The organism is Vagococcus sp. WN80Y, assembly GCF_059621045.1.
On the sequence record NZ_JCAQHY010000165.1, the window covers coordinates 1 to 24,405 of the forward strand.

Annotated in this window: 17 protein-coding genes; 3 read left to right on the forward strand and 14 right to left on the reverse strand. The window is 37.1% G+C overall.

Annotation, left to right across the window (positions count from 1 at the left end; all coding sequences use genetic code 11):
• The first annotated feature begins 125 nt into the window (after positions 1–125).
• On the forward strand, positions 126–1,151 hold the full coding sequence (locus AC5KOD_RS15560) for a hypothetical protein (protein ID WP_496915492.1): 1,026 nt from the start codon (positions 126–128) through the stop codon (positions 1,149–1,151).
• A gap of 107 nt (positions 1,152–1,258) precedes the next feature.
• Here AC5KOD_RS15560 and AC5KOD_RS15565 read toward each other — a convergent pair whose 3' ends face one another.
• The 4 genes from AC5KOD_RS15565 to AC5KOD_RS15580 form a co-directional block, all read right to left on the reverse strand.
• Positions 1,259–2,833 carry a peptide chain release factor 3 gene (locus AC5KOD_RS15565; protein ID WP_496915493.1) on the reverse strand — a complete coding sequence of 525 codons (1,575 nt, stop codon included), beginning with the start codon at positions 2,831–2,833 and terminating at the stop codon, positions 1,259–1,261.
• A gap of 197 nt (positions 2,834–3,030) precedes the next feature.
• Positions 3,031–3,789, reverse strand: coding sequence for an ABC transporter permease (locus AC5KOD_RS15570; protein WP_496915494.1), 759 nt, complete (start codon positions 3,787–3,789; stop codon positions 3,031–3,033).
• A complete protein-coding gene (locus AC5KOD_RS15575; protein WP_496915561.1) occupies positions 3,786–4,427 on the reverse strand; it encodes an ABC transporter ATP-binding protein in 642 nt (213 codons plus the stop codon). Before AC5KOD_RS15575 ends, AC5KOD_RS15570 begins: the two co-directional genes overlap by 4 nt.
• 308 nt (positions 4,428–4,735) lie before the next feature.
• Positions 4,736–6,223 (reverse strand): sulfatase-like hydrolase/transferase, encoded by a 1,488-nt coding sequence (locus tag AC5KOD_RS15580; RefSeq protein ID WP_496915495.1) that lies wholly within the window; start codon positions 6,221–6,223, stop codon positions 4,736–4,738.
• A gap of 194 nt (positions 6,224–6,417) precedes the next feature.
• On the opposite strand from AC5KOD_RS15580, the gene AC5KOD_RS15585 reads away from it, so the two are divergent.
• Entirely contained in the window at positions 6,418–7,818 is a 1,401-nt protein-coding gene (locus AC5KOD_RS15585) for a sulfatase family protein (protein WP_496915496.1), read from the forward strand.
• 1,011 nt (positions 7,819–8,829) lie between these two features.
• On the opposite strand, the gene AC5KOD_RS15590 is transcribed toward AC5KOD_RS15585, so the two are convergent.
• The 8 genes from AC5KOD_RS15590 to AC5KOD_RS15625 all read right to left on the reverse strand — a co-directional run bounded on the left by AC5KOD_RS15590 (position 8,830) and on the right by AC5KOD_RS15625 (position 20,640).
• The gene (locus tag AC5KOD_RS15590; protein WP_496915497.1) at positions 8,830–10,275 is read right to left on the reverse strand and encodes a response regulator; all 1,446 of its coding nucleotides are present in this window, start codon (positions 10,273–10,275) and stop codon (positions 8,830–8,832) included.
• 95 nt (positions 10,276–10,370) lie between these two features.
• Positions 10,371–12,074: a sensor histidine kinase gene (locus tag AC5KOD_RS15595; RefSeq protein ID WP_496915498.1), complete on the reverse strand. Its 1,704-nt coding sequence runs from the start codon at positions 12,072–12,074 to the stop codon at positions 10,371–10,373.
• Positions 12,075–12,105: 31 nt separating this feature from the next.
• Complete coding sequence (locus AC5KOD_RS15600; protein WP_496915499.1) at positions 12,106–12,705, reverse strand: YesL family protein; 600 nt, start codon at positions 12,703–12,705, stop codon at positions 12,106–12,108.
• 125 nt (positions 12,706–12,830) lie between these two features.
• Positions 12,831–14,288 carry an ABC transporter substrate-binding protein gene (locus AC5KOD_RS15605; RefSeq protein WP_496915562.1) on the reverse strand — a complete coding sequence of 486 codons (1,458 nt, stop codon included), beginning with the start codon at positions 14,286–14,288 and terminating at the stop codon, positions 12,831–12,833.
• A 125-nt stretch (positions 14,289–14,413) separates the two neighbouring features.
• Positions 14,414–15,331, reverse strand: a complete 918-nt coding sequence (locus AC5KOD_RS15610; protein ID WP_496915500.1) for a carbohydrate ABC transporter permease — start codon at positions 15,329–15,331, stop codon at positions 14,414–14,416.
• Positions 15,332–15,345: 14 nt separating this feature from the next.
• Positions 15,346–16,272 carry an ABC transporter permease gene (locus AC5KOD_RS15615; protein ID WP_496915501.1) on the reverse strand — a complete coding sequence of 309 codons (927 nt, stop codon included), beginning with the start codon at positions 16,270–16,272 and terminating at the stop codon, positions 15,346–15,348.
• Positions 16,273–16,608: 336 nt separating this feature from the next.
• A complete protein-coding gene (locus AC5KOD_RS15620) occupies positions 16,609–18,264 on the reverse strand; it encodes a protein O-GlcNAcase (RefSeq protein ID WP_496915502.1) in 1,656 nt (551 codons plus the stop codon).
• 180 nt (positions 18,265–18,444) lie between these two features.
• Positions 18,445–20,640 carry a GH92 family glycosyl hydrolase gene (locus AC5KOD_RS15625; protein WP_496915503.1) on the reverse strand — a complete coding sequence of 732 codons (2,196 nt, stop codon included), beginning with the start codon at positions 20,638–20,640 and terminating at the stop codon, positions 18,445–18,447.
• Positions 20,641–20,913: 273 nt separating this feature from the next.
• Between AC5KOD_RS15625 and AC5KOD_RS15630 the strand changes: the two genes are divergently transcribed.
• The gene (locus AC5KOD_RS15630) at positions 20,914–22,107 is read left to right on the forward strand and encodes a glycoside hydrolase family 3 N-terminal domain-containing protein (protein WP_496915504.1); all 1,194 of its coding nucleotides are present in this window, start codon (positions 20,914–20,916) and stop codon (positions 22,105–22,107) included.
• A gap of 88 nt (positions 22,108–22,195) precedes the next feature.
• On the opposite strand, the gene AC5KOD_RS15635 is transcribed toward AC5KOD_RS15630, so the two are convergent.
• On the reverse strand, positions 22,196–23,293 hold the full coding sequence (locus AC5KOD_RS15635) for a radical SAM protein (protein WP_496915505.1): 1,098 nt from the start codon (positions 23,291–23,293) through the stop codon (positions 22,196–22,198).
• A complete protein-coding gene (locus AC5KOD_RS15640; protein WP_496915506.1) occupies positions 23,293–24,363 on the reverse strand; it encodes a GntR family transcriptional regulator in 1,071 nt (356 codons plus the stop codon). Before AC5KOD_RS15640 ends, AC5KOD_RS15635 begins: the two co-directional genes overlap by 1 nt.
• Positions 24,364–24,405: the final 42 nt, after the last annotated feature.

The following is a 24,405-nucleotide window of genomic DNA, read 5'->3' on the forward strand; positions in this document are numbered from 1 at the left end:
GAAGACAAAACTTCAAGGAGGAATACTACGACCTCTATCTGTACGAAATAATCATACCCCTTATGGGGATGAAAAGGAACTATCAGAATAAATCTGATAACCTTATTATACGAGGAGGAGTATTAATGGAGAGTTTATTTATGTTAGTTGTTTTAGCCGTCCCTATCGCATTTATTACAGGGATTGTTTTTAGTGTGAGAAAGCAAAAAAAGCCGGCACTCATTTCTTTTGCAGTTGCACTCGTCAGTCTCGTCTTGATGGTTATAACTGTTCCTGATCAAGCTAATTTGACCGTCAAAAAAGAAACCATTGAAACAAATGATAGTGGGGTTGCTCTGGTGGAAGGTACAACTAATTCACAAGCGAAATTATCTATTGATGGTCGGGTCATTCCTAATGAAGATGGGCGTTTCAGCTATGAAGTGACATTAACGGATGGTACATCTAAAAAAATTATCATTAGCACTCAATACAAAAAAGAAAAATTAAGTAAAACCGTTACTGTAAAAGCATCCAAGGCTTTTGCTAAACACTTGGCTAAAGAGGAACAACGCTTAGTAGATGAAGCCAAGAAAAAAGAACTTGTTGAAAAAATTGAGCTAGAAGAAGCTGAAGCTCGAGCTGCCCTTGAATTGGCTGAAGCCACACCTAATAAAGAAAACTATGATAAGGCCTTTACCTTGATCAGTACTTTATCAAGTAAAAACAAAGATTTTTCTGATCGCTTAGCTCGCGTTAATAAAACTGTGGAGCTGGCTAATGAAAAGATAGAAAAAACAGCAACAGCTGAAAGTGCACTGGCAGCTGCTGAGACTCAACCAACTAAAGAAAACTATCAAGCCGCCAAACTCGCTATTGATGCTATCCCTGATGGTGCACCTCACTTAACCAAACGACTAGATAGCGTCAATAACACGATTGTTGCTACAGAACAAGAAGCTGCTCGCCAAAAGGAAGTCGCTCAAACAGAGGCTGCTCGTTCGGCTGAAACGCCTGACACTCAAGTAGATGCCGCTAATACACAAGTCGTATTAGTCACTCCTACTGGAAAAAAATATCATAACCGAGTCTGTGGCAATGGAACTTATTCTGAATCTACGATGGAACAAGCACTAGCTCGAGGTCTAGAACCTTGCTCTAAGTGCTTCTAAAATAAAACGATAAAACCCTTCAGTTCTTTCTCAAAATTGAGAAAAGGCTGAAGGGTTTATTTTTTACTTTAGAACATTCTCATCACCTAAAAATTATGAACCGCCTTTTATAGTAAGGCTTTTAGTTCTACATCAGGGTACTTGTCTGCAAACCACCGCATTGCGAATTGATTTTCAAATAAAAATAGAGGTTGATCAAAGCGATCTTTAACCAGAATATTTCGACTTGAGCTCATGCTTTCATCCAAGTCTTTCGGATCTATCCAACGTGCAGTCTTTGTTCCCATTGGTGTCATGATAACTTCTGTATTATATTCATTTAGCATCCGATGTTGGAAAACTTCAAACTGCAATTGACCTACGGCACCGATGATATAATCTTCGGTCACAATTGTTTTATACAATTGAATGGCACCTTCCTGTACTAGTTGTGCCATTCCTTTATGGAAGGATTTTTGTTTCATGACATTTTTTGCTGTTACCTTCATAAATAGTTCTGGCGTAAATTGCGGCAAATCTTCATAAGCCACATTTAACTTGCCAGAGAAAAGCGTGTCACCAATTTGATAATTACCAGTATCATACAACCCAATAATATCACCAGCAACAGCCTCTTCAACAGTTTCACGAGTGTCAGCCATAAATTGAGTTGAATTACTCAATTTAAACTTCTTACCTGTTCGTTGTAAAAAGACATCCATCCCACGTTCAAAGGTCCCAGAACAGATCCGCACAAAAGCAATCCGATCTCGGTGAGCAGGATTCATGTTAGCTTGAATTTTGAAGACGAAGCCTGAAAACTCTTCTTCATAAGGACTAATTTCAGTTTCTGTTTTAGTCACATGAGATGATGGCTTCGGTGCAAATTGTAAAAAGGTTTCTAAAAAGGTTTGTACACCAAAATTAGTTAAGGCAGAGCCAAAGAAAACAGGTGTCAGCTCGCCAGCTGCTATCTTCTCTTTTGAAAACTCATTACCCGCTTCTGTTAACAATTCAACATCTTCCAATACCTGATTGTAAACTGAATCTTTATGTAGTGGATGATCTGCTGGGATATCCCCATTGACTAAAGGAATAAAACGCTCACCATCATAGTTCTCGGGACGATGTAGCTCTACTCGTTGATGATAGACATCATACAACCCTTCAAGCCCTTTCCCCATCCCAATTGGCCAATTCATCGGGTAAGATTCAATTTCCAAAACCTCTTCCAACTCTGCCAATAAATCTAGTGGCTCGCGGCCATCTCGGTCTAATTTATTCATAAAAGTAAAAATTGGAATCCCACGCATCCGACAAACTTGAAATAATTTCTTTGTCTGTGCTTCAATCCCCTTACCACTATCAACTACCATGACAGCCGCATCAACAGCCATCAACGTTCGATAAGTATCTTCTGAGAAATCCTCATGACCAGGGGTATCTAAAATATTAACTCGTTTATCATCGTAATCAAATTGCATAACAGAACTGGTTACCGATATGCCTCTTTGCTTCTCGATTTCCATCCAATCGGACTTAGCAAAATTACCTGTTTTTTTTCCTTTTACCGTTCCAGCTTGTCGAATCGCGCCACCAAATAGTAATAATTGCTCAGTAATCGTTGTTTTCCCAGCATCCGGATGGGAAATAATGGCGAATGTTCGACGGCTATCGACAGCTTCGTGTTGTTTTTGACTCATCACTAATCTCCTTTTTTTTACAAATATCTATCAGTTATTTCTTACATTTAATTGATTTACATTGGACGACTCCTTATGATTTCTCGCTAAGAATCTCTTTTGCCTCTATCTTTAGCTGAAATTTTTTACTATTTGTAAGTATATCATGAAGACTTACTAGAATAAAGCATTGACCGCCGATTCACAAGTAAAATAACTCAGATTAGTTGCTCTTCCTCATTAAAATAACCTTTATAACTGCCATAACAGGCAAGGACAGAGGCAATAGCTGTTGTTGACATCAACATGAAAACAACCATAATCTGGTACTTAATCGCGTGAACAGGGTCCACACCAGCAAAAATCAAACCACTCATCATCCCAGGCAGACTAACAGTGCCCATCGTTTTAGTTGAATCCAAGGTTGGCGTAATTCCTGTACGAATACTTTCTCTTACAATCACTCGTGAAGCTTGCTTAAGATTGGCTCCTAATGCTAACTTTTCTTGAACTTGTTGCCGTTGGTCGCAAAAAGAGGTTGTCATATTACGGTAACAGAGGCCTATGGCGATCATTGAATTACTGGCAATCATACCAGTTATCGGAACAACCTGAGAAGCGATTAACTGAATCGACCCACTGGCTACTAGAATCACTAACGTTACTAGTGTGCCACTAGTGATCGCAATCAATGATGTCCGAAAAATATGAGGAATCCCAGCATTCTTTTTAGCAGCATTATATGAAGCATTAAAGCAGATAACTAAAAACATAGCGATCACCAAAATCAACTGACTACTTTTGAAAATATACGTTAAAACATATCCAATAATCGTTAATTGGATCACAGCTCTTAAAACACTAATGACTATTGACTTCTCTAAACTTAACTTTTCTTTATATGAGACAACTAACGAAATAACTACTAGAGATGCTGACAAAACGAGCGTCATATTACTAATTGCGAGTGTATTCATTCTACTATCCTCCCAGCAACCACTTGAACTAAGCGCGATGCTTGCTTGATTTCTTCCTCTACATGAGTCACACGGATTAACGTTAAATGCTGCTCCTCCTGCAATCTTTTTAAGAACCCTCTGACCAGTTGACCACTTTCACTATCCAAGGCACTTGTTACTTCATCTAATAGCAATACTTTTGGCATAAACTGCAGATTGCGCACCAGAGCAACTCGCTGCTTCTCCCCACCTGAAAGCTCATGAACTGACTGGTCCAAAAATGACTCTGACAAATCAACTTGCGCTAGTAATGCTAATGCCCGTTTTTTGTCAAAGGCCACTTGACGAATCTCATATGGAAAAACCAAATTGTCTTTAACAGTGGCACCAAAAAGTTGTGGACTTTGAAAACAATAAGAAACTTCTTTTCGATAATCCGTCGGTTCCAGCTCATTGACTGGCTTATTTTCAAAAAGAAGTTGTCCCCCAGTCGGCGTTAAAAGAGACCCTATAATTTTAAGCAACGTACTCTTACCACTTCCCGAAGGCCCTGAAATAACAACATCCTCCTGCTGATTGACTACTAATGAAATATCTTTCAAAATCTCCTTATCATCCACTTGGTACCTAATGCCAGATAAATTAAATAATTGCATCACCATTCACGTTCCTTTCCAACACTAACAGTATAACAGTTCTGCTTCTAGCTTTAAATAATGCTGTTGTATCGACATGGCATTAAGACACAAAATCGTTTTACTCCGAACATTACGTTATCTCTCATTTCTAAGGCCCAAAGATCAAAGAATGACAGCACTACATAAACTTCGATACCATAATGCTTACACCTTTATTTGCTTAGACTTTTTGGAACGAGTTTATCACATAAAATACATAAAACAAAAAGAGGCGTGACTATAAATCACCCTCTTTTAAACGTTTTTCACGGTTAGACAAATTGGTCTTATCTCATGCGCAGATACTGATAATCAAAAATTAAATTATCATTGTGAGCGAGCATCCACTCTTCAAGGGCCTCACGCATTTCTCGTAACACAGCCACCGATGTGACATCATCAATCAAATTGGCTGTTTCATAGGGATCAGCCTCCAAGTCATATAGCTCATCAAGGTCACCACAATTAAACACATATTTAATTTTATCTTTTCGAATCATCCGCTGAGAAAACATCACGCTACCAATGCCAGAGCATTCCGTCACAACAGTCTCTCGCCACTTCCCCTGTTCATCATTCATTAGCGGCACAAGAGATGCTCCATCTCGCTCGACAGCGTCTCTCTGCCAGCCTCCATACTCCAAAATGGTTGAATATAAATCACAACTACTAACTAATTGTGGGACTCGACGACCTACTTGTTGATTAGCCCCTTTAATCAACAAAGGAATACTACAGGTTTCTTCATACATAAATATCGCCTTGTCACATAAACCATTGTGTATCCCCAAAGATTCACCGTGATCACTACTAAAAATAATAATCGTCTCATCATATAAACCTTGCTCCTTCAAATGAGCAAGTAATCGTCCAATTTGATAATCAATATGACTTGTATTGGCAAAGTAATGTTGAATATACGGTTCGAGTGCAGACCAACTTGTATCATTGGCTCGTTTCAAGTCATGAATCCGAGGTTTATTTGGACTATCCCCTTGATAATTTTGCCATTCAGGTATTGATTGTCCACGATACTTATCAAGAAATTCTGTTGGCGCAAAATAAGGTTCATGAGGCCCCCAAAAGTTCAACTGAAAATACCACGGTTTCTCCTCAGAAAAGCCTGCAAGAATTTCCTTCGTCCGCTCTACCAAAAAATGCTCAATTGTCGATTCGATACCTGTCACAACTTCGCCCGCTTGATGTCCGCCATAATTTCCTGTCACAATTCCTTCAACACGATGCTCCAAGCTTCTTTTTTTCAGATAGGCTTTAAATTCTGGATAATGATGCCCTCCAAAGCCGTGACCAGGAAAATAATCCCCTTGATAGCCAATTTCTTCAGGTGTCGCAGAGTAATCAAATGTAATCTCTGGAAAATTGATCTCTCCCATATACCGTTGAATATAGTCATCTGCTTTAAAATTATCAACACCTGACCCTAAATGCCACTTCCCTGTATAGCCTAACTGATACTCCTGTATCTTTAAGCGATTACTCAGTAACTCAGCTGAATTTGGCAATTCCTGAATCATATTACCATAATTGTACGAATTAGTTAACATGCCATGGTGCATGGGATAAAGCCCCGTTTGAATTGTAGCTCGAGCAGGAGCACAGATTGGACAACTCGCATAAGCGTTCTCAAATACAGTGCTCTCCTTAGCCAATTGATCCAAAACTGGTGTCTCACAAATTAACTCCCCATAAGCATTCATCGTGTCTTTCCGTTGTTGATCCGTTAAGATAAATAAAATGTTGGGCTTCTTTGCCATCCTTATCAATTCCTTTCTACACATCTACTACTAATATTATACTCATAACCGTTCTCACCAAACAGTCAAAAAATATAGGTCTTATACTACCAGCTATAGTTTGTGTTATCATCGCCATACTTTCCCCCTATCCTTTTAAACGAATCCCTTGTAAACTAACATTAATTGACTAACTTTTCTAGGAGGAAATTATCTTGACTCAAAAAAATATTCTGTTCATTCTAGCTGACGACCAACGCTTTGACACCATTCATGCCTTAGGTAATGACCAAATTGACACGCCAAATTTAGATGAGCTAGTGGCTTCTGGTCTCTCTTTTGAGCAAGCTCATATTCCTGGTGGCACAAGCGGTGCTGTCTGTATGCCTAGTCGCGCCATGATTCACACTTCTCAATCCCTTTTCAAACTAACTGATTGTGGGGAATCCGTTCCAGCTGCTCATCCCTTGCTAGGAGAAACACTTAAAAATGCTGGCTATCAAACTTATGGCATTGGTAAATGGCATAATGGGACAGAGGCTTTTGCTCGAAGTTTTACCAATGGCAATCAAATCTTTTTTGGTGGTATGTGGGATCATTGGAACGTCCCAACCTATCGCTTTGATCAAAGCGGTGCCTATGATATCACACACAAATTTACTCAAGACCCTTTTTCAACAAATAAAACGATTGAACTGCCCTCCCAACAAATTGAGCTGGGCAAACATTCGACCGATCTATTCGCTGACGAAGCAATTGCCTTTTTAGAAACACCGCAAATAAAGGAGCAGCCATTTTTCATGTATACCTCCTTTTTAGCTCCTCATGATCCACGGACAATGCCTGAAAAATATCAACATAATTATGACCCTAAAGAAATCTCGCTCCCTATGAACTTTTTACCTGAGCATCCCTTTGACTTTGATGTACGAGAGCAACGAGACGAATCCTTAGAAAAATACCCGAGAGATCCGTCAGCAATTAAGCAGCATTTAGCTGATTACTACGCCATGATTAGTCATATTGATGATGCAATTGGTAAAATCATTGCCACCCTAAAAAGTGAAGGTCTTTATGATTCAACCATTATTATCTTTAGCGGAGACAATGGGATTGCCATTGGGCAGCATGGCTTAATGGGCAAACAAAATCTATATGAACATAGCGTCAGAGTGCCTTTGATCATGTCTGGTCCGGGAATTCCTAGCGGTGAAACCCGTCAACAATTCGCCTATTTATTAGATATTTTCCCTACAATCTGTGACTTAGTCGACATTGACATACCAGAACAACTTGATGGCCGCTCTCTTCTACCGGTTATCCAAGAAAATAAAGATGGACGAGATCATTTGTTTGGTGCCTTTACAGATAAAATTCGTAGCTATAAAGAGACTCGCTATAAGTTAATTGAATATCGAACAAAATTTGGAAATCAAACCCAATTATTTGATTTAACGATTGACCCTTATGAACTCAATAACTTGGCCACTAATCCTGTTTATGGCGATCTTTTAAGTGACATGAAACAAAAATTAAAAGCAACGGCCAAAGAATGGGGAGATGAAGACTTTTCCCAAGGAAAACTATTTTGGGAGAAAAGCAACAATCTGAGCTAACTTACCCGAAATACGGCTAAATTACCTTTATTACGTTTGTTTTTACTCTGTAAATTTTCACAAATTAACAAAAACGTTGAAGTTAAGCCATTTCCCAAAAATGGTCCAGGGCACTAAGCCTAAAATGAGTCATTTACGCCTCATATAGGGCTCAGTGGCGATTGGACATTTCTTATTAGGGTGTGATATAACTAAGTGATTGAGAGTTCCCAATTAGAGCTATTTGTTAAACCTAGTTTTAATAACATTTTTCCACTACTCTCAGAAATAGATGTACGCTGTACACGGACAAAGTTGAAACAACGCTAGTAGTTTATGTTTAATCCGCATAAAAGTTAAGGATACCCGCGCTATATAGCGATTTTATAATTTTTAAAATAACGTAGAGACTTAAACCGATGTACACTTTTACGCATATGAACAAGTCGAGATTTTTTTCATTAATAACACAAGCCCTTTTAGACCTAACTTTAGCTGAATCAACCGTTTAATAACAATAATGTCCTCTTCTAAAAAATGGATGTACGCCGTACACGGGCAAAGTTGAAACAACGCTATTAGTTTATGTTTAATCCGTATAAAATCTATGGATACCAGCGCTATATAGCGATTTAACACTCTTTTAAATAACTCAGAGGATTAAACCGATGTACGCTTTTACGCATATGAACAAGTCGAGATTTTTTTCATTAATAACACAAGCCCTTTTGGACCTAACTTTAGCTGAATCAGCCGTTTAATAACAATAATATCCTCTTCTAAAAAATGGATGTACCCTGTACACGGACAAAGTTGAAACAACGCTAATAGTTTATATTTAATCCGCATAAAACATAAATACCAGCGATATATAGCGATTTAGCACTCTTTAAAATAACTCAGAGGCTTAAACCGATGTACGCTTTTATGCATATGAACAGGTCAAGATTTCTTTCATTAATAACAAAAAAATATCGTATTAGTTTCAAAAATGAAACTAGTACGATACCTTTAAATTTAGAGAAAAAAAGTTTAAATAGATAAATATTTTTCACGGAAATCTTTGGGTGTCATACCATATGTTTCCTTGAAATTTTTATGAAAATACCCTGTGCTTGAGTAACCGACTTCGGCCGCAATTTCATTAACCGTCTTCGCCGATTTAATAAGAAGCTCCTCAGCCTTTTTCATGCGATAACTATTTAAATATTGTGAAAAGGTTTGGCCTGTTTCTTTACGAATAAGTTGACCTAAATACATTGAGTTTACAAAAAGCGACTCAGCTATCTCTCGCAGCATTAAATCCTGTTGATAATCTTGATGAACACGATTAATTGCTTTTTGTGTTAACTCACTGTAGGAACGTTGTGAAAGAAGCCCCTTAATATCTTCTTCCATCTGGATAAAGCTGGCAGTAATCTCATCGATATTCGTAATTCCACGTATTTGATCTATTTCCTCCTGATAACTTCCAGTTAATTCAAGGTCATAATGAGCCCGTGCATCTGAAAGAATCAGCAGCATGAAATAGCGCGCATGATTAGGTGGTATCGGTGTTCGTTCAAAGTAATTAATAATCTGTTGAATTTTTTCGTGCAAACTTAAGCTTGGATCACTTTTTGAGATAAAAGGGAGATCGTCCGTACTATTATAGTAAATTTCTTCAAGCTGATTTGATAGCTCTAACCAAATACACCCCTCCTGAACTAAGTTATAAAAGTAGTAGCTATCCTTCAAGGTTAACGCAACTGTATAACTTTTTCTAATTTCTTCATACGAAGTTCGCAAAGTTCCCGCGAAAACAAAGACATCTTTTGGATACTTTTCTGCCATTTTTCGATATAATTGTGCCAATTCTTCTTTTGTATAATCTAAAAGAATCCCAACAATTTGTTTCTCCCCTTCAAAATAATAAAAACAATTAGCAATCTGCTGCAAATAAGTCTCAAAATCGTCATCTCCATATTGACCAACAAAAACGTTAACACTCTTTCTTGTTACTAGAGATAGCTCATCGATTAATGACTGATCCGCCTCTCCCAAGACCCACTCCTTTAAACTTTGCTCAAATTTCAATCGTTCAAAATCATGTTTATTTGCTTCTTCTTGAACCAGAACCTTTGCCTTTTTCAATGCCAAAACCAGTTCATGACGATCGACTGGCTTCACTAAATAATCCACGGCCCCGAGAGACATTCCTTCTTTAACAAATTCAAATTCCTGATAACCAGAGAGAAAAACCGTTTTGATAGTGATCTGTTGCTTTTGAGCTTCTCTTAAAAAATCAATTCCCGACAAGAGAGGCATTGTAATATCCGATAAAACAATATCAACAGGATGCTGCAAAACAAAATCCAACGCTTCTTTTCCATTAGTCGCTGTGCCAACTAATTCCATCCCCAACTCATCCCACGGTATCAGATGTTTCAGCCCAGCTAATATCATATACTCATCATCGACCAATAAAACCTTACACATTATTTTTCCTCCTGATTTTAAAACTTAAAACGATAGATAGCAAAAAATTGAAGTGAATGACTCACATCAATTTTTTACTGCTCTCTATTATTGATTCATCCGCCTTGTAGCGATAGTTTGTCAAATAATTGAATGACAATTCTGACAGTTGTCCCACCACCTGGCGTCTCTTCATACCTCATTTGGTATGCATCACCAAAAATAATTTTCATCCGCTCATTAACATTCTGAATCCCAATTGATTGACTTTCATAAGTCTTGCCAGCAAGTAAATAATCATTAATTTTTTGTAACGTCACCTGATCTATTCCATTACCATTGTCGCGAATCTCAATTTCAATTTCTTGCTCATTTTGTAGCGCATAAACACTAATAACATTATTTAGTCTTGTATAATCTATACCGTGAGCAAAATAATTTTCAACTAGTGGCTGTAAACAGAACTTAGGAATCCCAAATTCCCGCAACTCCTCAGACATTTTAAATGAGTAAGCAATACTTTTTGGGTATCGCATTTGATAAAGATAGACGTATTGCTCAACAAATTTCAACTCATTTTCCAAAGAGATCATTTTATTTTGAGAAATATTATTTCTAAGAATGGAAGCAAAAGCAAATACCACATTCGATAGTTCATCCATACCTTCACTCAGCGCGTACATCCTAATGTACTCCAACGTATTGTACATAAAGTGAGGGTTGATTTGAGCCTGGAGGGCTCTAAAATCAGCATCCTTTTGTCGTAGTTCTAGCTCGTAATTTTCCTTAATGAAGCTATCTAGACTTTCTAACATTTCATTTATTCCTAGAGAGATATCCTTCAGTTCAGCCTTTTTGTTATCTGTAGGTACTCTCGTTTGCCGATCCCCGGTTGATACTTGTTTAATCGTCTTTAAAATATCACTTATCTGAAAGACGTAACCATTAAATAGACGAAATAGTAACACTAATAAAATACCATCAATAATCAAGCTGAATAACAATACCCAAAACATAAAGAGTCTCGAGCTGTGTGTGACTTGTTCTTTATTAACTAAAGACAGAATTTGATAGTTTTGATTGGTGACATGAGTTTCTGCCACAAAATTAGTCGATTCATACTGACTAATATCTATTCCTTTGCCTTTTTCCAAGGTCTTTTCCAATTTTGTTAACAAATCGATGTCGTTCGAATTAGTATAAATAAGTTGCCCACGTTCTGAAATCAAAAAAACATCAGCACTGTATTCTGATGACAATTGTTTAAGCATCTCTGTCAGTGGCTCCTTAGTTACTGTCATGTAAAGATTGCCAAAAATTTTCCAGCCAACATCTTTAAGAGGTGCATTAAACATAATTTCCTTATTAACAGGTAACTTCTCAACTTTACGTCCATAACGACTTTCAACATCCGATAAATAACGCTCTTTGGACTCATTCAAATCAATCGCAATAGAGACGATCTCATCGTTCGTTGGGTATACTTGTTGAATCGAATTAGTAAAATTACTTTTAGTGTAATTATTATTGAGAGTATAACTCAAATATTCAGCATCAGTCATCGCAAAATACCTTGTTAACCCTTGGTAATCACGTTCACTTATGCTGACATTATCAGCTATCTCAACAGCTTTTTTCTGATGCTCGTCAACAAATGTCGAGACCCTCAGCAATGAATTTTGTGTTAAGCGTTCTGCTCTTTGATGACTGTCGCGAGTAAAAATCCAACTAATCCCAATGGCAAAAAATGTAATAATCACTAAGAGGGTAATAGAATATATTTTTATTAAGCGATACATCAAATTTCCTTTAATTTCCATTACCTACTCCTTCTCATTAGTCAAACAACAATCACTCAAATGATAACCCTTCATCTAATTTTTTACCTAGTCGAGTCAAAAAGAATGCTAAGATTCCACCGCCAACAAAAAATAGCAAGGCTGGCATCTTGAAAGCTACCAGACAAATCAAAACAGCCATAATAACTATAGAGAACGTGGCTTTCAATTCCTTAAAAAATAAAATGAAAGATAATTTCAACAAGTTTTTTAACGATATTTCATACACAGAGATTAAAGCAAAAGCAAAAAAAGCCGCAACAATCGTCATTAACAATAAAAATACGACAATAAAATCAATCATCAAAAAAATAATCCCTGTCAATTGACTTGACGTATACAAACTTAAAAAGAAAAAGAGAATCATCATACCATAAAAATAAAAAAGTTGATTTCCTAAAATGAAGTTAGCCTTAAACAACTCAACTAATTTCTTCCATTTAATTTCTTTGTAATCCCAGTCAACCTCTTGATACAAAGACATAATCGCAATAAAAGCAGGTCCAATACCTAGAATAACCCCACCAACTAAACTTAATCCCCAAAAGTAAATACTCAATTTCAATAGGTAAAAGAATTTATTTATACCTTCTGTAATACCACTCTCTATCAAAGGGTTCACCTCTTCTTTCTGTTATTATATTACCACTTTTAGTTAACTAATTTCAGTATAAAGTTAAGAAAACAAAGGCAAATCTCATAAAAGAAATTTACCTCTGTCCCAAAAGTTTCTGTTAACTATTTTGATTTCATAAATTCATCAAATTGTTTTTGCATTTCTGCTTGAACTTTTTCTAAACCAGCTTCTTTCAGTTTTGCATTGAATTCTGGAAGAGCTTTTTCAGGATCAAGTGTTCCAGTGCTTAAACCAGCTCTGTACTGACCTGTTACGTTTGATAGGTTTGTAATTTCAGTCTTAACTTCTTCAGCATTGAAATTGAAACCTAGTAATGGTGATTTCTCTGCAGAAGCAATTTTTTCATCACGTTCTGCTACCATTTCATCTGTTATTTTTTCATCTAAGTAAATTTTATTATTGTCACCTGTCATCCAAGCTCCACCAATAACTTTGTTACTTGCATCATAACCAGGTAACGTCTTCATGTGATCGTCGCCAATTTTTTCCCAGCCTTCGCCCTCTTTACCAAAGACCATTGTTGCAAGTAAATCTTGGTCTGTGTTGATTAGGTTAATCGCTTCTAATGCCTTTTCAGCATTTTTAGATGTATTAGAAATAACCCAGTTTGCTACAAACATTTGACCGTTATCTTTAAGTGGTGTTGTTAATGGTACAGAAACCAATTCACGACCAGCTGCACGTGTCAAGATGGTATCGCCATAATCGTAAGGTCCTTGTGTTTCAATACGAACGAACCAAGTTTTATCATCTAAACGATAAATTTCATCACTTGTTGCTGCATCTTGTGGAATATATTTTTTAGTAAACAAGTTATGCATATCAGTTATATCGCGTTTCATACGTGCTGAATCCGCATAAGGATTAATAATCTTAGTTTTGTCGCCTTCAATATCAATTCCTAATGGAACGTTAACATCATACACATAATCAATATGTCCCATTCGTGTATCTTTTCCTGCTGGTAAAGGAGAAATATTTGGCTCATTTTCTTTAATAACTTTTAGTAACGGTTCTAAATCAGCAATTGTTTTTACTTTAGAAATATCTAAATCGTATTTATCCACTAATTCTTTATCAAAGGTCATTACACGCTGTGCAAATACGTTAGCATTGACAGGAATCGCATACAATTTACCATCTACCATGTTACCTTCAATATAAGTTGGATCCAAATTCTCATAAGTTTCTTTGGCATACTTAGGAGCCAGTTCTGTTAAATCTTTATAAGCACCCTTTTGAGCGGTGTTAACATAGCTGTCAGCGAAAGCGATGTCATAATCTTCACCAGAAGAAGTAATAACAGACATTTTATTTTGATAATCGCCCCAACCAATGTATTGAATATTCAATTCAGCGCCAACTTCTTCTTTCATGCGCTTATTAACTACTTCCATCAACTCATCATAATTTTTTGGCTTTTCCCCAACACGATACATTGTTAAGGTAGTTGTATCGCCACTAGCCTTATCATTTTTCTTTGATTTTTGCTTGTCTCCGGTTAAATTTCCGCAGGCTGCTAAAGTACCAACTAAAGCTAAACTCATACTTGCTAACATCAACTTTTTAAACGTTTTTTTCACGTTCGTTCCCTCCGATTTTCTACTTCAGATTTTTATTATACCAGACAGAGGTATGATAGAAAGCTATACGCCTCACACATACGCTCCGTCCAGATTATAACCTATTCTTTGACGCCACCGATTGTCAATCCTCCAACAAAGTACTTTTGGAAGAATGGATACGCCACTGCAATTGGTAGTGTTGATACAACCACCATTGCCATCCGTGTTGCTTCTTTTGGAATCCCAATTCCACCAGTGACCTGAGCACCTAATGCTGTATTTTGCATCATGAAATCAATATTCGCTTGAATTTTCATCAATAAATATTGTAGTGGCACTAAGTTATCACTTTGGATATAAAGTAGTGCATTGAACCAGTCGTTCCAGTAGGCTAAGGCCGCAAACAAACTAATTGTTGCAATTCCGGGAACTGACAGTGGTAACACAATTTGTAAAAAGGTCCGTAACTCACCTGCACCGTCAATACGGGCTGCTTCAATAATTGCATCAGGAACCGACCGCCGATAAAAGGTTCGCATAACAATAATATTAAATGGTGACAGAGCCATTGGTAAAATCAACGCCCAAATCGTATCTTTTAAGCCAAGTAAGTTGGTCATAACAATATAGTTAGGAACCATACCAGCACTAAATAGCATAGATGCTAAAGCAAACATCGTGAAAAAGCGACGAAAAGGTAAATTTTGTCTTGAGATTGCATAAGCGTATGTTGACGTAAAAACGACGTTAACAATTGTCCCAAAGACTGTTACAAAAATGGTAATAAACAACGCTTGTAAAATCTGTTCTTTCATTTCAAGCAAATAGCGATACCCATCTAAACTCCAACTTGAAGGAATCAATTGATAGCCGTTTTGGACTATCGACTGCTCACTCGTAAAGGAGATAATGATGACAAAGAGAAATGGAAAAACGCATCCAAGTGCAACAATTGCCATTAAAATAGTGAACAAAATGTTAACTGGCTTACTGAAGCCTTTAAGATTAACTGAATCAATTTTCTTTTTCTTTTTCATGCTAGTCTCCCCTCTTAGAATAATGCTGAGCTTTCATCGTATTTTCTAGCAATTAAGTTAGTTACAACTACTAAAATACACCCGACAACTGATTGATAAAGACCGGCAGCTGATGCCATGCCAATATCGCCACTCTTCATTAACCCTCTAAAGATGTAAGTATCCAGCACATTAGTCACATCGAATAATGCTCCTGACTCACGAGGTAATTGATAAAAGAGACCGAAGTCTGCTCTAAAAATATTCCCTACTGCCAAGATTGTCAAAACAGTCATTAGTGGAATCAATTGAGGAATTGTCACATGAATAATTTGTTGCCACTTAGTCGCACCATCAACTTCTGCTGCTTCATAGTACGTTGGATCAATCCCCATGATTGAAGCAAAGTAGATAATACTGTTGTAGCCAATCCCTTTCCATACCCCCATAAAGATGATGATAAACGGCCAATACTTAGGTTCGTTATACCAACTAATAGCTTCACCGCCGTTTGCGTTAATAATGGCATTGAATAACCCTTTTTCTGGATTTAAAAATGAATTTACAAAGAAATCAATAATAACCCATGACAGAAAATAAGGTAATAGCATAGAGGTCTGAATAACCTTGATAGATTTTCGCGAGCGCAATTGACTTAAAATAACTGCAAATATAACCGCAACCAATAAGTTCAAAACAATGAAGGTTGCATTATACAAGACAGTATTTCGCGTGATAATATACGCGTTAGAAGACTTGAATAAAAACTCAAAATTCTTAAAGCCTACCCACGGACTATCAATCAAACTTTTGATAAATCCTCCATCTGATATTCTAAAATTTTTGAAAGCTACGACATTTCCCAATACTGGAATATAGAAAAAGACGATCAACCAAATAGTTCCTGGTAGAGCCATCAAAAGTAAGGCCTTGTGTTTCATCGCTTTCTTTAACTGCTTCATATTACTCCTCCTTCGAAAAGCTAAACACTTTTAATCAATTTCACATTCTTATTATACGAATAAAGCGCTATAAAAATAAGAGATAAATCATTGATTTTTGTCTACAGAATATAGGTACTTGTTTACAATCAGCGCCATTACAAGGTTTCTTTAATTCAAAAAATGGATATTTTATATTTTTCTGGCTAATTATGCTTGAATATACATAATAAAATAACAACTGTTAAACAATAAAATTCACAATCTGAGTTTCATTCTTGCCACTAATATAACTAAGTAAAAAGAGAAGATAAAGTATTTTTCACTTTCATCTCCTCTTTTATCAGGCCAATCAAATTAATTTTCTAATAATGACCAATGCTCTACATACTGTTGAACTAAATCAGTTCCTAACCGGTGAGGATATTGACTTAAAGTAGCATAGTGTTCCTTAATTGCGTTTTTATCACCTGTCATAACCACTTGCCAATACGCTAAATCTTTTTCAACTCGTGCTAACCACGGCCCACACTGCTCTTGAAATGCCGAACTAGGTAATTTGGCCAATACTTTAGCGGAAAACTGTAGTTTAGCCAATTCATTTGAGATAGAATGGTGATCTTTTTCAGCTATTTCCTTACGTTGCTGATAACTTAAAACCTCACGTGTGTATTTATTAGGATTATACGCAGCAAAAATCTTAAGAGCCTCAGCGTATTCTTCCCCTCCATATGCAGCGATTGTTTTATCCCAAGAAGTTGACACATCAAATTTTTCTGAATGCCATAAGTACTGACTCATATTATGGATCGTTAATTTTGATAGTTCCCATTGTGCCATTGGATTAGAAACAATTCCGACTACTTGATAACTAGGATCATTCAACTTTGGTGACCGATTTTCATAAGGACTTAAAAAGAGGAGCTCGTAGTCCTTCTGATAATCATTCACAGGAATATTATCCCAAATAACAATTGGACGATTGTATGAAGCAGACATTGTGTCAATATCTGCTGTACTTATTTGTGTCGCTAAGGTTGCAGGCCCTGTCCAAAATAAAGGAATATGAGGCGCTAATTCGCGATTCAAAATTTCTAAGTAAAGTGAGTCATGATGGTTATCATACTCTGTCGGACAAGCTACTAAACTATAATCAGCTAACTGACTGCTTAAATACGTATCTACCTGTGTAATTAAGTAAGCATGGGCACTCGCTGCTGATGAAAATTTACGCTTAGCATTCCCTTTTAAGAGGTAATCAATATCATCTAGCAAGAGTCCAAAATGGCGAACCCCTAAATCAACTAATTGTTGTAACTTAGTCGTTAATACAGCGACTTCTTCTGGCAAGGTATAGTCAATGTCATTCCCTGGACTGATCATGTAATAAAAATCAATCTCCTCTGACTCTGCAACAGATAACAGCTCTGAAAATTTCTCAAGAGCTTCGGCTGGATATAAGTCACGCCATAACTTCCGCTGATACTCATCATCCTTTGGCGCATACATATAAGTGTTTAATCGTTCTTTTCCAAGATAGTGTAGCAAATCAATCCGATCGCTATGTTGCCATGGTATCCCATAAAAGCCTTCAATAACACCACGTAACTGGAAAGATACGTCATGTTTGATGGTCACTAGAGGATACGCCACACTATCATCAGTTGCCTCGATTAGCAGATTAAAAGCCTCTACCCCATAACGAAAACCTCTTAGATTTTTTGTCTTAATAATGACCTTCCCAGCTTCACTGATATCTAAAGAAAAGCTATCGGGCGTCAATTTGCGATCGAATTCATGATAGAAATTTAAATCAACTGGCTCTTCTGTGTCGCTAGCAAACCATTCAATGCTAGAATGCTGCTGCTCAGACCTAATCATATCCTTATAAGCCTCGAATCGATAAAACTTCCCCCAAAATTTCACCTTTATTTTAGCTTTTTCTATTACTTCATAACGACCTTTAGTGTAGACTTCCTGATAATCCGCTAATTTTTTCTGTAAATGCTCCATCTTACGACTCCTCTTTATTTAATATTGTTCCCCTATTTTACTACAGTTAGAAATAAGATTAAGAAACAAATCATAGTGATTCATAGTACTAACTATATGACTACGCAAAAAAAGAGGGAGACAAAAATCTCTCCCTCCATTTGAAGCAAAACAACGGTTGTCACAGCTTCGACATTTAAATTAGTTACTTAATGAAAAAGGTAGTTTCTCCTCTGAATTAGCAATCGGTGGAACTAAGGTCATATCAAAATGGACGGTTTCACCAGTCAATAGCGCTTGATGAGTAATCGCAAGTGAACTCACACGCTGATTGCCTTGACGCACTTGTCCCACAAAATGATGGGTGGATGCTTGATTTTCAGCCACAATTGATAAGCTTTTCCCATTAGATAGATGAAGCGTCACTTGTTCAAAACTTGGAATACCAATAATGTACTCTCCTGAACCAGGGCACACAGGATAAAAGCCTAGACTTGAAAAAATATACCAAGCTGCTGTACTGCCATTATCTTCATCTCCTGGGTAGCCATCCCAGCCAGTGTTAAAGAGATTATCTTTAATGTTTTTAACCAACAACTGGGTATAGAGCGGTTGATTCACATAGTTAAAGAGGTAGGGTAGATGGAAGCTTGGTTGATTAGACATCGCAACTTGTCCAAAATTAACAGCTGCCATCTCACTCATCTCGTGAATTTCAAAGCCATAGCCTAAATCCTTGAATTCAGGATACGTATTGCACAGCTCAATTAATTTTTCAAAGAAGGCAGTTGTACCACCATGAAGTTTAATCAAATCAGCAAAGTCATGATAGACAGCAAAACTATTTTGCCAAGCCGAACCTTCTGTATAATCTCTCCCCCAGTTAAATGGGTGAAAATCAGCTACAAATGTCCCATCCGGTTCTTTTGCCCGCATGAAGCCAACGGACTTATCAAAAATATTGCGGTAATTATGCGAACGCTCAAAGTACGTTTGTGCCAATTCGTGCTGACCTTCTGATGTCGCAACTTGACCAATACAAAAATCTGAGTAGGCATAGTCCTGTGTATGATTGACACTTTCTCCATATTCTGATGACACATACCCCATTTTATTGTACTGATTTGTTCCACGACGACCATAGTGCGGATGATCGCTTTGAACAGTAGCACCTTTAATCATCGCTTCGAGAAATTCGGGCATTAATTCTTGGGCGATGCCTTTGACCGCCGCATCAGCTATAACAGCATCCACAAGTGTACCAGGCATTAACCCTCGTTCATCAGGCGATAGCCACTTCGGCAGATAACCAGCATTGTGGTACGAATTCAAAAACCCCTCAAGCATTTCTTGATAGTCTTCCACTGCAATCAATGAATAAAGTGGGTAAACAGTCTTATACGTATCCCAAAAACCATTATTCGTATAAAGTTTCCCCTCCTTAACAGTCCGACTCAGTGTGTCATAATGGATATCTCGTCCCTTCATATCAACCTCGTAAAATTTTTGAGGGAATAAAAAAGTGCGATAAAGAGACGTATAAAATGTCTTAACTACCTCCTCTTGTCGATCCTGAACTTCGATTCGATTTAAGTAATTCAACCACTTAGCACTCGCCTGTTCCTTCAACGCCTGAAATGAGTCATTCATAAATTCTTGACAGTTGAAACTTGCTTGCTCCAATGAAATAAAACTGGTAGCTAACCTTGTTTCAAGTGACTGACACTCTTTAAAGCGAATCACTAATTGAAGGTCTTCACCTTCTAGACTAGCCGTTGATAGTAATTGATCATCTTGATAAAAGCCACTTGTTTCCATATCAATTGGATGACTAAAGGTTAACTCAACGTACATTTTAAAATCCGGATCCTCAGAGCCAGAATAATTAATTACAAAACCAGAAAGACGATTGGTCGCTGAATCAATACTTAAGCTAAAGCGACCTTTACTAGTTAAGACAAATCCCGCATTCTCTCCATAAAGATACTGACTCGTAATAGCAGCTCCATACGTTGTAGGGACTAGCTCAGATGTAATTTGATATCGTTCTTGCTTAATTTTATTATAATGAGGAGCATAGACAGCTTCCTCTGGGCGATAACTGCTTTGAATAGTAAATAAACTATAATCATTGACTCTCCCAGCAATTGGAGTCATTAACAGACTTGAAAAATCTCCCATCCATGGACTCGGTTGGTGGGTTAATCGAAATCCTTGAAACACACGATCATGTGGATTAAAGTACCAGCTCCCTCTCTGATCTGCTGTTTGCGCCACAAAATGATTCATTCCAAAAGGGACAGCCGTGTAAGGCAAACAGTTTCCATTTGAATACGCATGTTGATTATTTGTGCCTTGGCGGGTGTCAATCGCTAGTAAATCTTTTTCAGTTAACATAACATCACTCCTTTTACATATCTCTTTCTAGCGCAATGATATATCATTTAAACGTATTTGTAAACATATGATATATCATATTATCAAAAATTAAACTTAACTACTTTTCATTTATCAGATTTTCTTCATTAAAAAGAGAAAAAATTTAAGTCTTTTTAGTCCTCTTTGGTTGTTTCGATTCGTCTGATTGTGCTACTATAATAGCTAGTATCAGTTACGGAAATAAGGTTTCCACCTTCCAATTAGGAAGAAAAAAAGGAGAGACAGATCCACATGACTAAAAAACTAAAGCTAGCTAGTATCATCGTTGGCCTTTTCGGCTTAATTGCTGGCTTTTACTATCTACAAGCTTCATCTAAGACATTACCAACTAAACAGGTCGGTAATACTCAAATCACTTTAGCTAAAACACTCATAAAAAAACGGCCCTTGCCAATCTTAACTGCCATTGATCCTGAAAAAGCCTTTGATAGACAAGTATCTGAGATGACCCTTGAAGAAAAAGTAGGTCAACTATTTTTAGCTAGGGTGCCTGAAACAAACCAATTAGAAGATTTAACCAGCTATCATTTAGGTGGCTATCTGCTTTTTAGCCGAGATATTGCAGGAGAATCCCAAGATTCATTAAAAAAGAAAATTACAAGTTACCAAAAAGCGGCTGGGCTTCCTTTAATTATTGCTTCTGATGAAGAGGGTGGGGTAGTTTCACGATTGAGCTATGAAAAAGGTTTTCTAAAAAAAGCATTTAGCTCTCCTCAAAAAAGCTACCAAGATGGCGGCTTAGATGGAGTAAAAAAAGAGCTAGCTTATCAAGCGTCTATTTTAAATGATCTCGGTATTTCAATGAGCCTCGCCCCTGTGGCAGATGCTTCTACCAACCCAAACTCGTTTATCTATGAACGTACCCTTGGTAAAAATATCGATGAGACTACTCGCTATATTGAAACAGCCGTTAAAGAAATGAATAAACTAGGCATTGGTAGCACTCTCAAGCATTTTCCTGGCTATGGCGATAACCGCGACTCTCACTTAGAAATTGTACGTGATAAACGTTCCCTTGAAGAATTAAAAAAAGAGGCACTCCCTCCTTTCATTAAAGGAATTGAAGCTGGTGCCGACTCAGTTCTAATTACCCACAACATCGTCAATGCTTTAGATGATAAAAAACCAGCTTCTATCTCAAGCAACGTCTACGACTACTTACGAAAAGAGCTAAAATTTAATGGTGTCATCATGACAGATGATTTTGATATGGCAGGCTTAAAAGAATTTACTACTCAGGAAGACGCCGCAATTTCAGCAATTAACAGTAGCGCAGATTTAATACTGAGCTCCAGCTATCACACACAAATACCAGCTGTCATTAAAGCTGTCAAAGACAAAAAAATTCCCATCGAAAAAATTAATAAGAGCGTCACCCGCGTTTTATTATTGAAATACAAGTTAAAATTAATTGACATAAACTAGAAAGAGAATGAGACACACGCGGATTTTGGCGTATGCTTCATTCTCTTTTACTTTATGTTCCCTTTCAAAAAAGGAACACAATTTATAATCAACTACGACTAATTTCAAACAATGGTCTAGCTATTGTTTTCAAAACATCCTGATAGCCACAATAAGTGCCTTCTCTATTTTTATAAATCGTCTGCTCCATTCGCTTACATCCACCACCACAGACGTTAATATAAGAACAGCTCTCACATAAACCACTCATATCGCGAGGAGTTTGTAAAAAATTACGGGCAATTTTCACCGAAAATAGCTCCCTCAAGGTTTTTTCAGTGATATTTCCTAATCTATACTCATCCAGCACATAAAAATCACAGGGATAGACACTGCCATCTGCTTCAATCACATATTGAACCGCACATTTACCAACCAAACCGCAAGCATTCACTTGACCATGTCCTAATAAATTAGCGACATTATCAAACAAATTAATGCTATAGTATTGACCTTTGTGGTATTCCTTTTGCCATAGAAAAAAAAGTTGCTTATAAAAACTAGCAAAACGCTCTGGTGTTAACGCATAAATCGAAGGCGTCTCTGCTTCTAACTCATCCAAGCAAGGAATAAACTGCATAAATTTTATTTTATTACTCATGATGAAATTAAACAATTGTTTGGGATGGCGAGCATTTTGATTGGTCAGTACGCAAAGAACATTGTATTCAATGCCATAACGATCAAATAACTGCTTTGTCTCCAGAACTTTCGAAAAAGTCCCTCTTCCCTTAGCGTCTACACGATAACTATCATGAAACTTATGCCCACCGTCCAAAGATAATCCGACTAAAAAATGATGCTCCTTAAAAAACGCACACCAAGCCTCATCAATCAAGGTACCATTCGTTTGAATTGCATAATTAACACTAATTTTCTTAACTTGCCGCTCCACATATGCCACGAAAGCTTGAAAATAGGCTAAACCAGCTAAGGTTGGCTCCCCTCCTTGGAAAGCAACAGATAAGTGATCCCCTTCTTCAAGATCCAAAAAAAGAGAATCAATCATCTTTTCCATCACCTCAATTGTCATCCGACCAAAAGAGCGAACCTCTCGCATATCACTAATATCAGCATAAAAACAATACTGACAGCGTAAGTTACATAAAGACGAGGCTGGTTTTATTAATACCGATATCTGTTTCACTAAAACCCACTCACTTTTTTAGTAGTCTCTCGCTCAATAAAATCAACATCTACGACAAGTGTTTCGCAAATAGGCAAAGGACTTTCGATTTGTTCAATCAATTTTTGACACGCTAACAATCCCATCTCAGTAAAATTCTGACCAACAGTTGTCAGCTTAGGCTCCAATAACTCACTAGCTTGAATATTGTCAAAACCAACAATAGATAAATCCTTTGGAATAGTTAACCCGCGTTGTTTAATATGATTGATTAGGGCAATCGCAACTAAATCATTTTCAGCCACTAAGCCTTCGACTCCTTCTTTAATAGCCGAATCGATGACCTCATCAACAAAGTTATCGAATGAGTTATGACCTAGATCTTCATATAATAATTTTGATGGATTTTTTTGATGATGGAGAGCTTTAAGATAGCCTAAATAACGTTCTCTAATCGTTGAAATTTCCATAATGGGCTGACTACTGACAAAAGCGACTTTTTTTAACCCTGTCTTCAACAAATGATTCGTCGCTTCAAAACCACCTTGCTGATTATCTGAGACTACTGTCGTAAATTCTATTCCTTCATACTCTTTATCTAAGATAACCGTTGGCATCTGATGAAGAAACAGACTATAGAGCATTTCCAAATCAGATCCCCGATTAATCGGATAAAAAATAATCCCTGCATAATGCTCAATAATAGTTCCCAAGGTTTCTTGATTCAGGCTCTCATGAGATTGTACAACTAGTCGATAAGGAGTATGTTCAATCGCTTGAAAAATCCCCTGTGTGTAATTGCCAAAACCAATATCTTTAGGAAATGGCATCACAAATAGAAGATCCGTTTTATCTCCAGATAACTTACGGACAACCGCTTCCTTCACAAAACTGCCCTTCCCTCGTAAACGGTAAATGAATCCTTGATTCTCTAATTCCGCTAGTGCTCGTTTAGATGTTATTCGACTAACTTGATAGCGCTCTGCGAGTTCTAATTCAGTCGGAATTTGCTCATCCGGTTTAAATTTACCTGTCAATATATCATTTTTTATATCATTTAAAATCACTTGGTATAACGGTTTTTTCTTCATGATAGTCTCTCCGTTTCTCTGATTCATATTTTACCACACTAC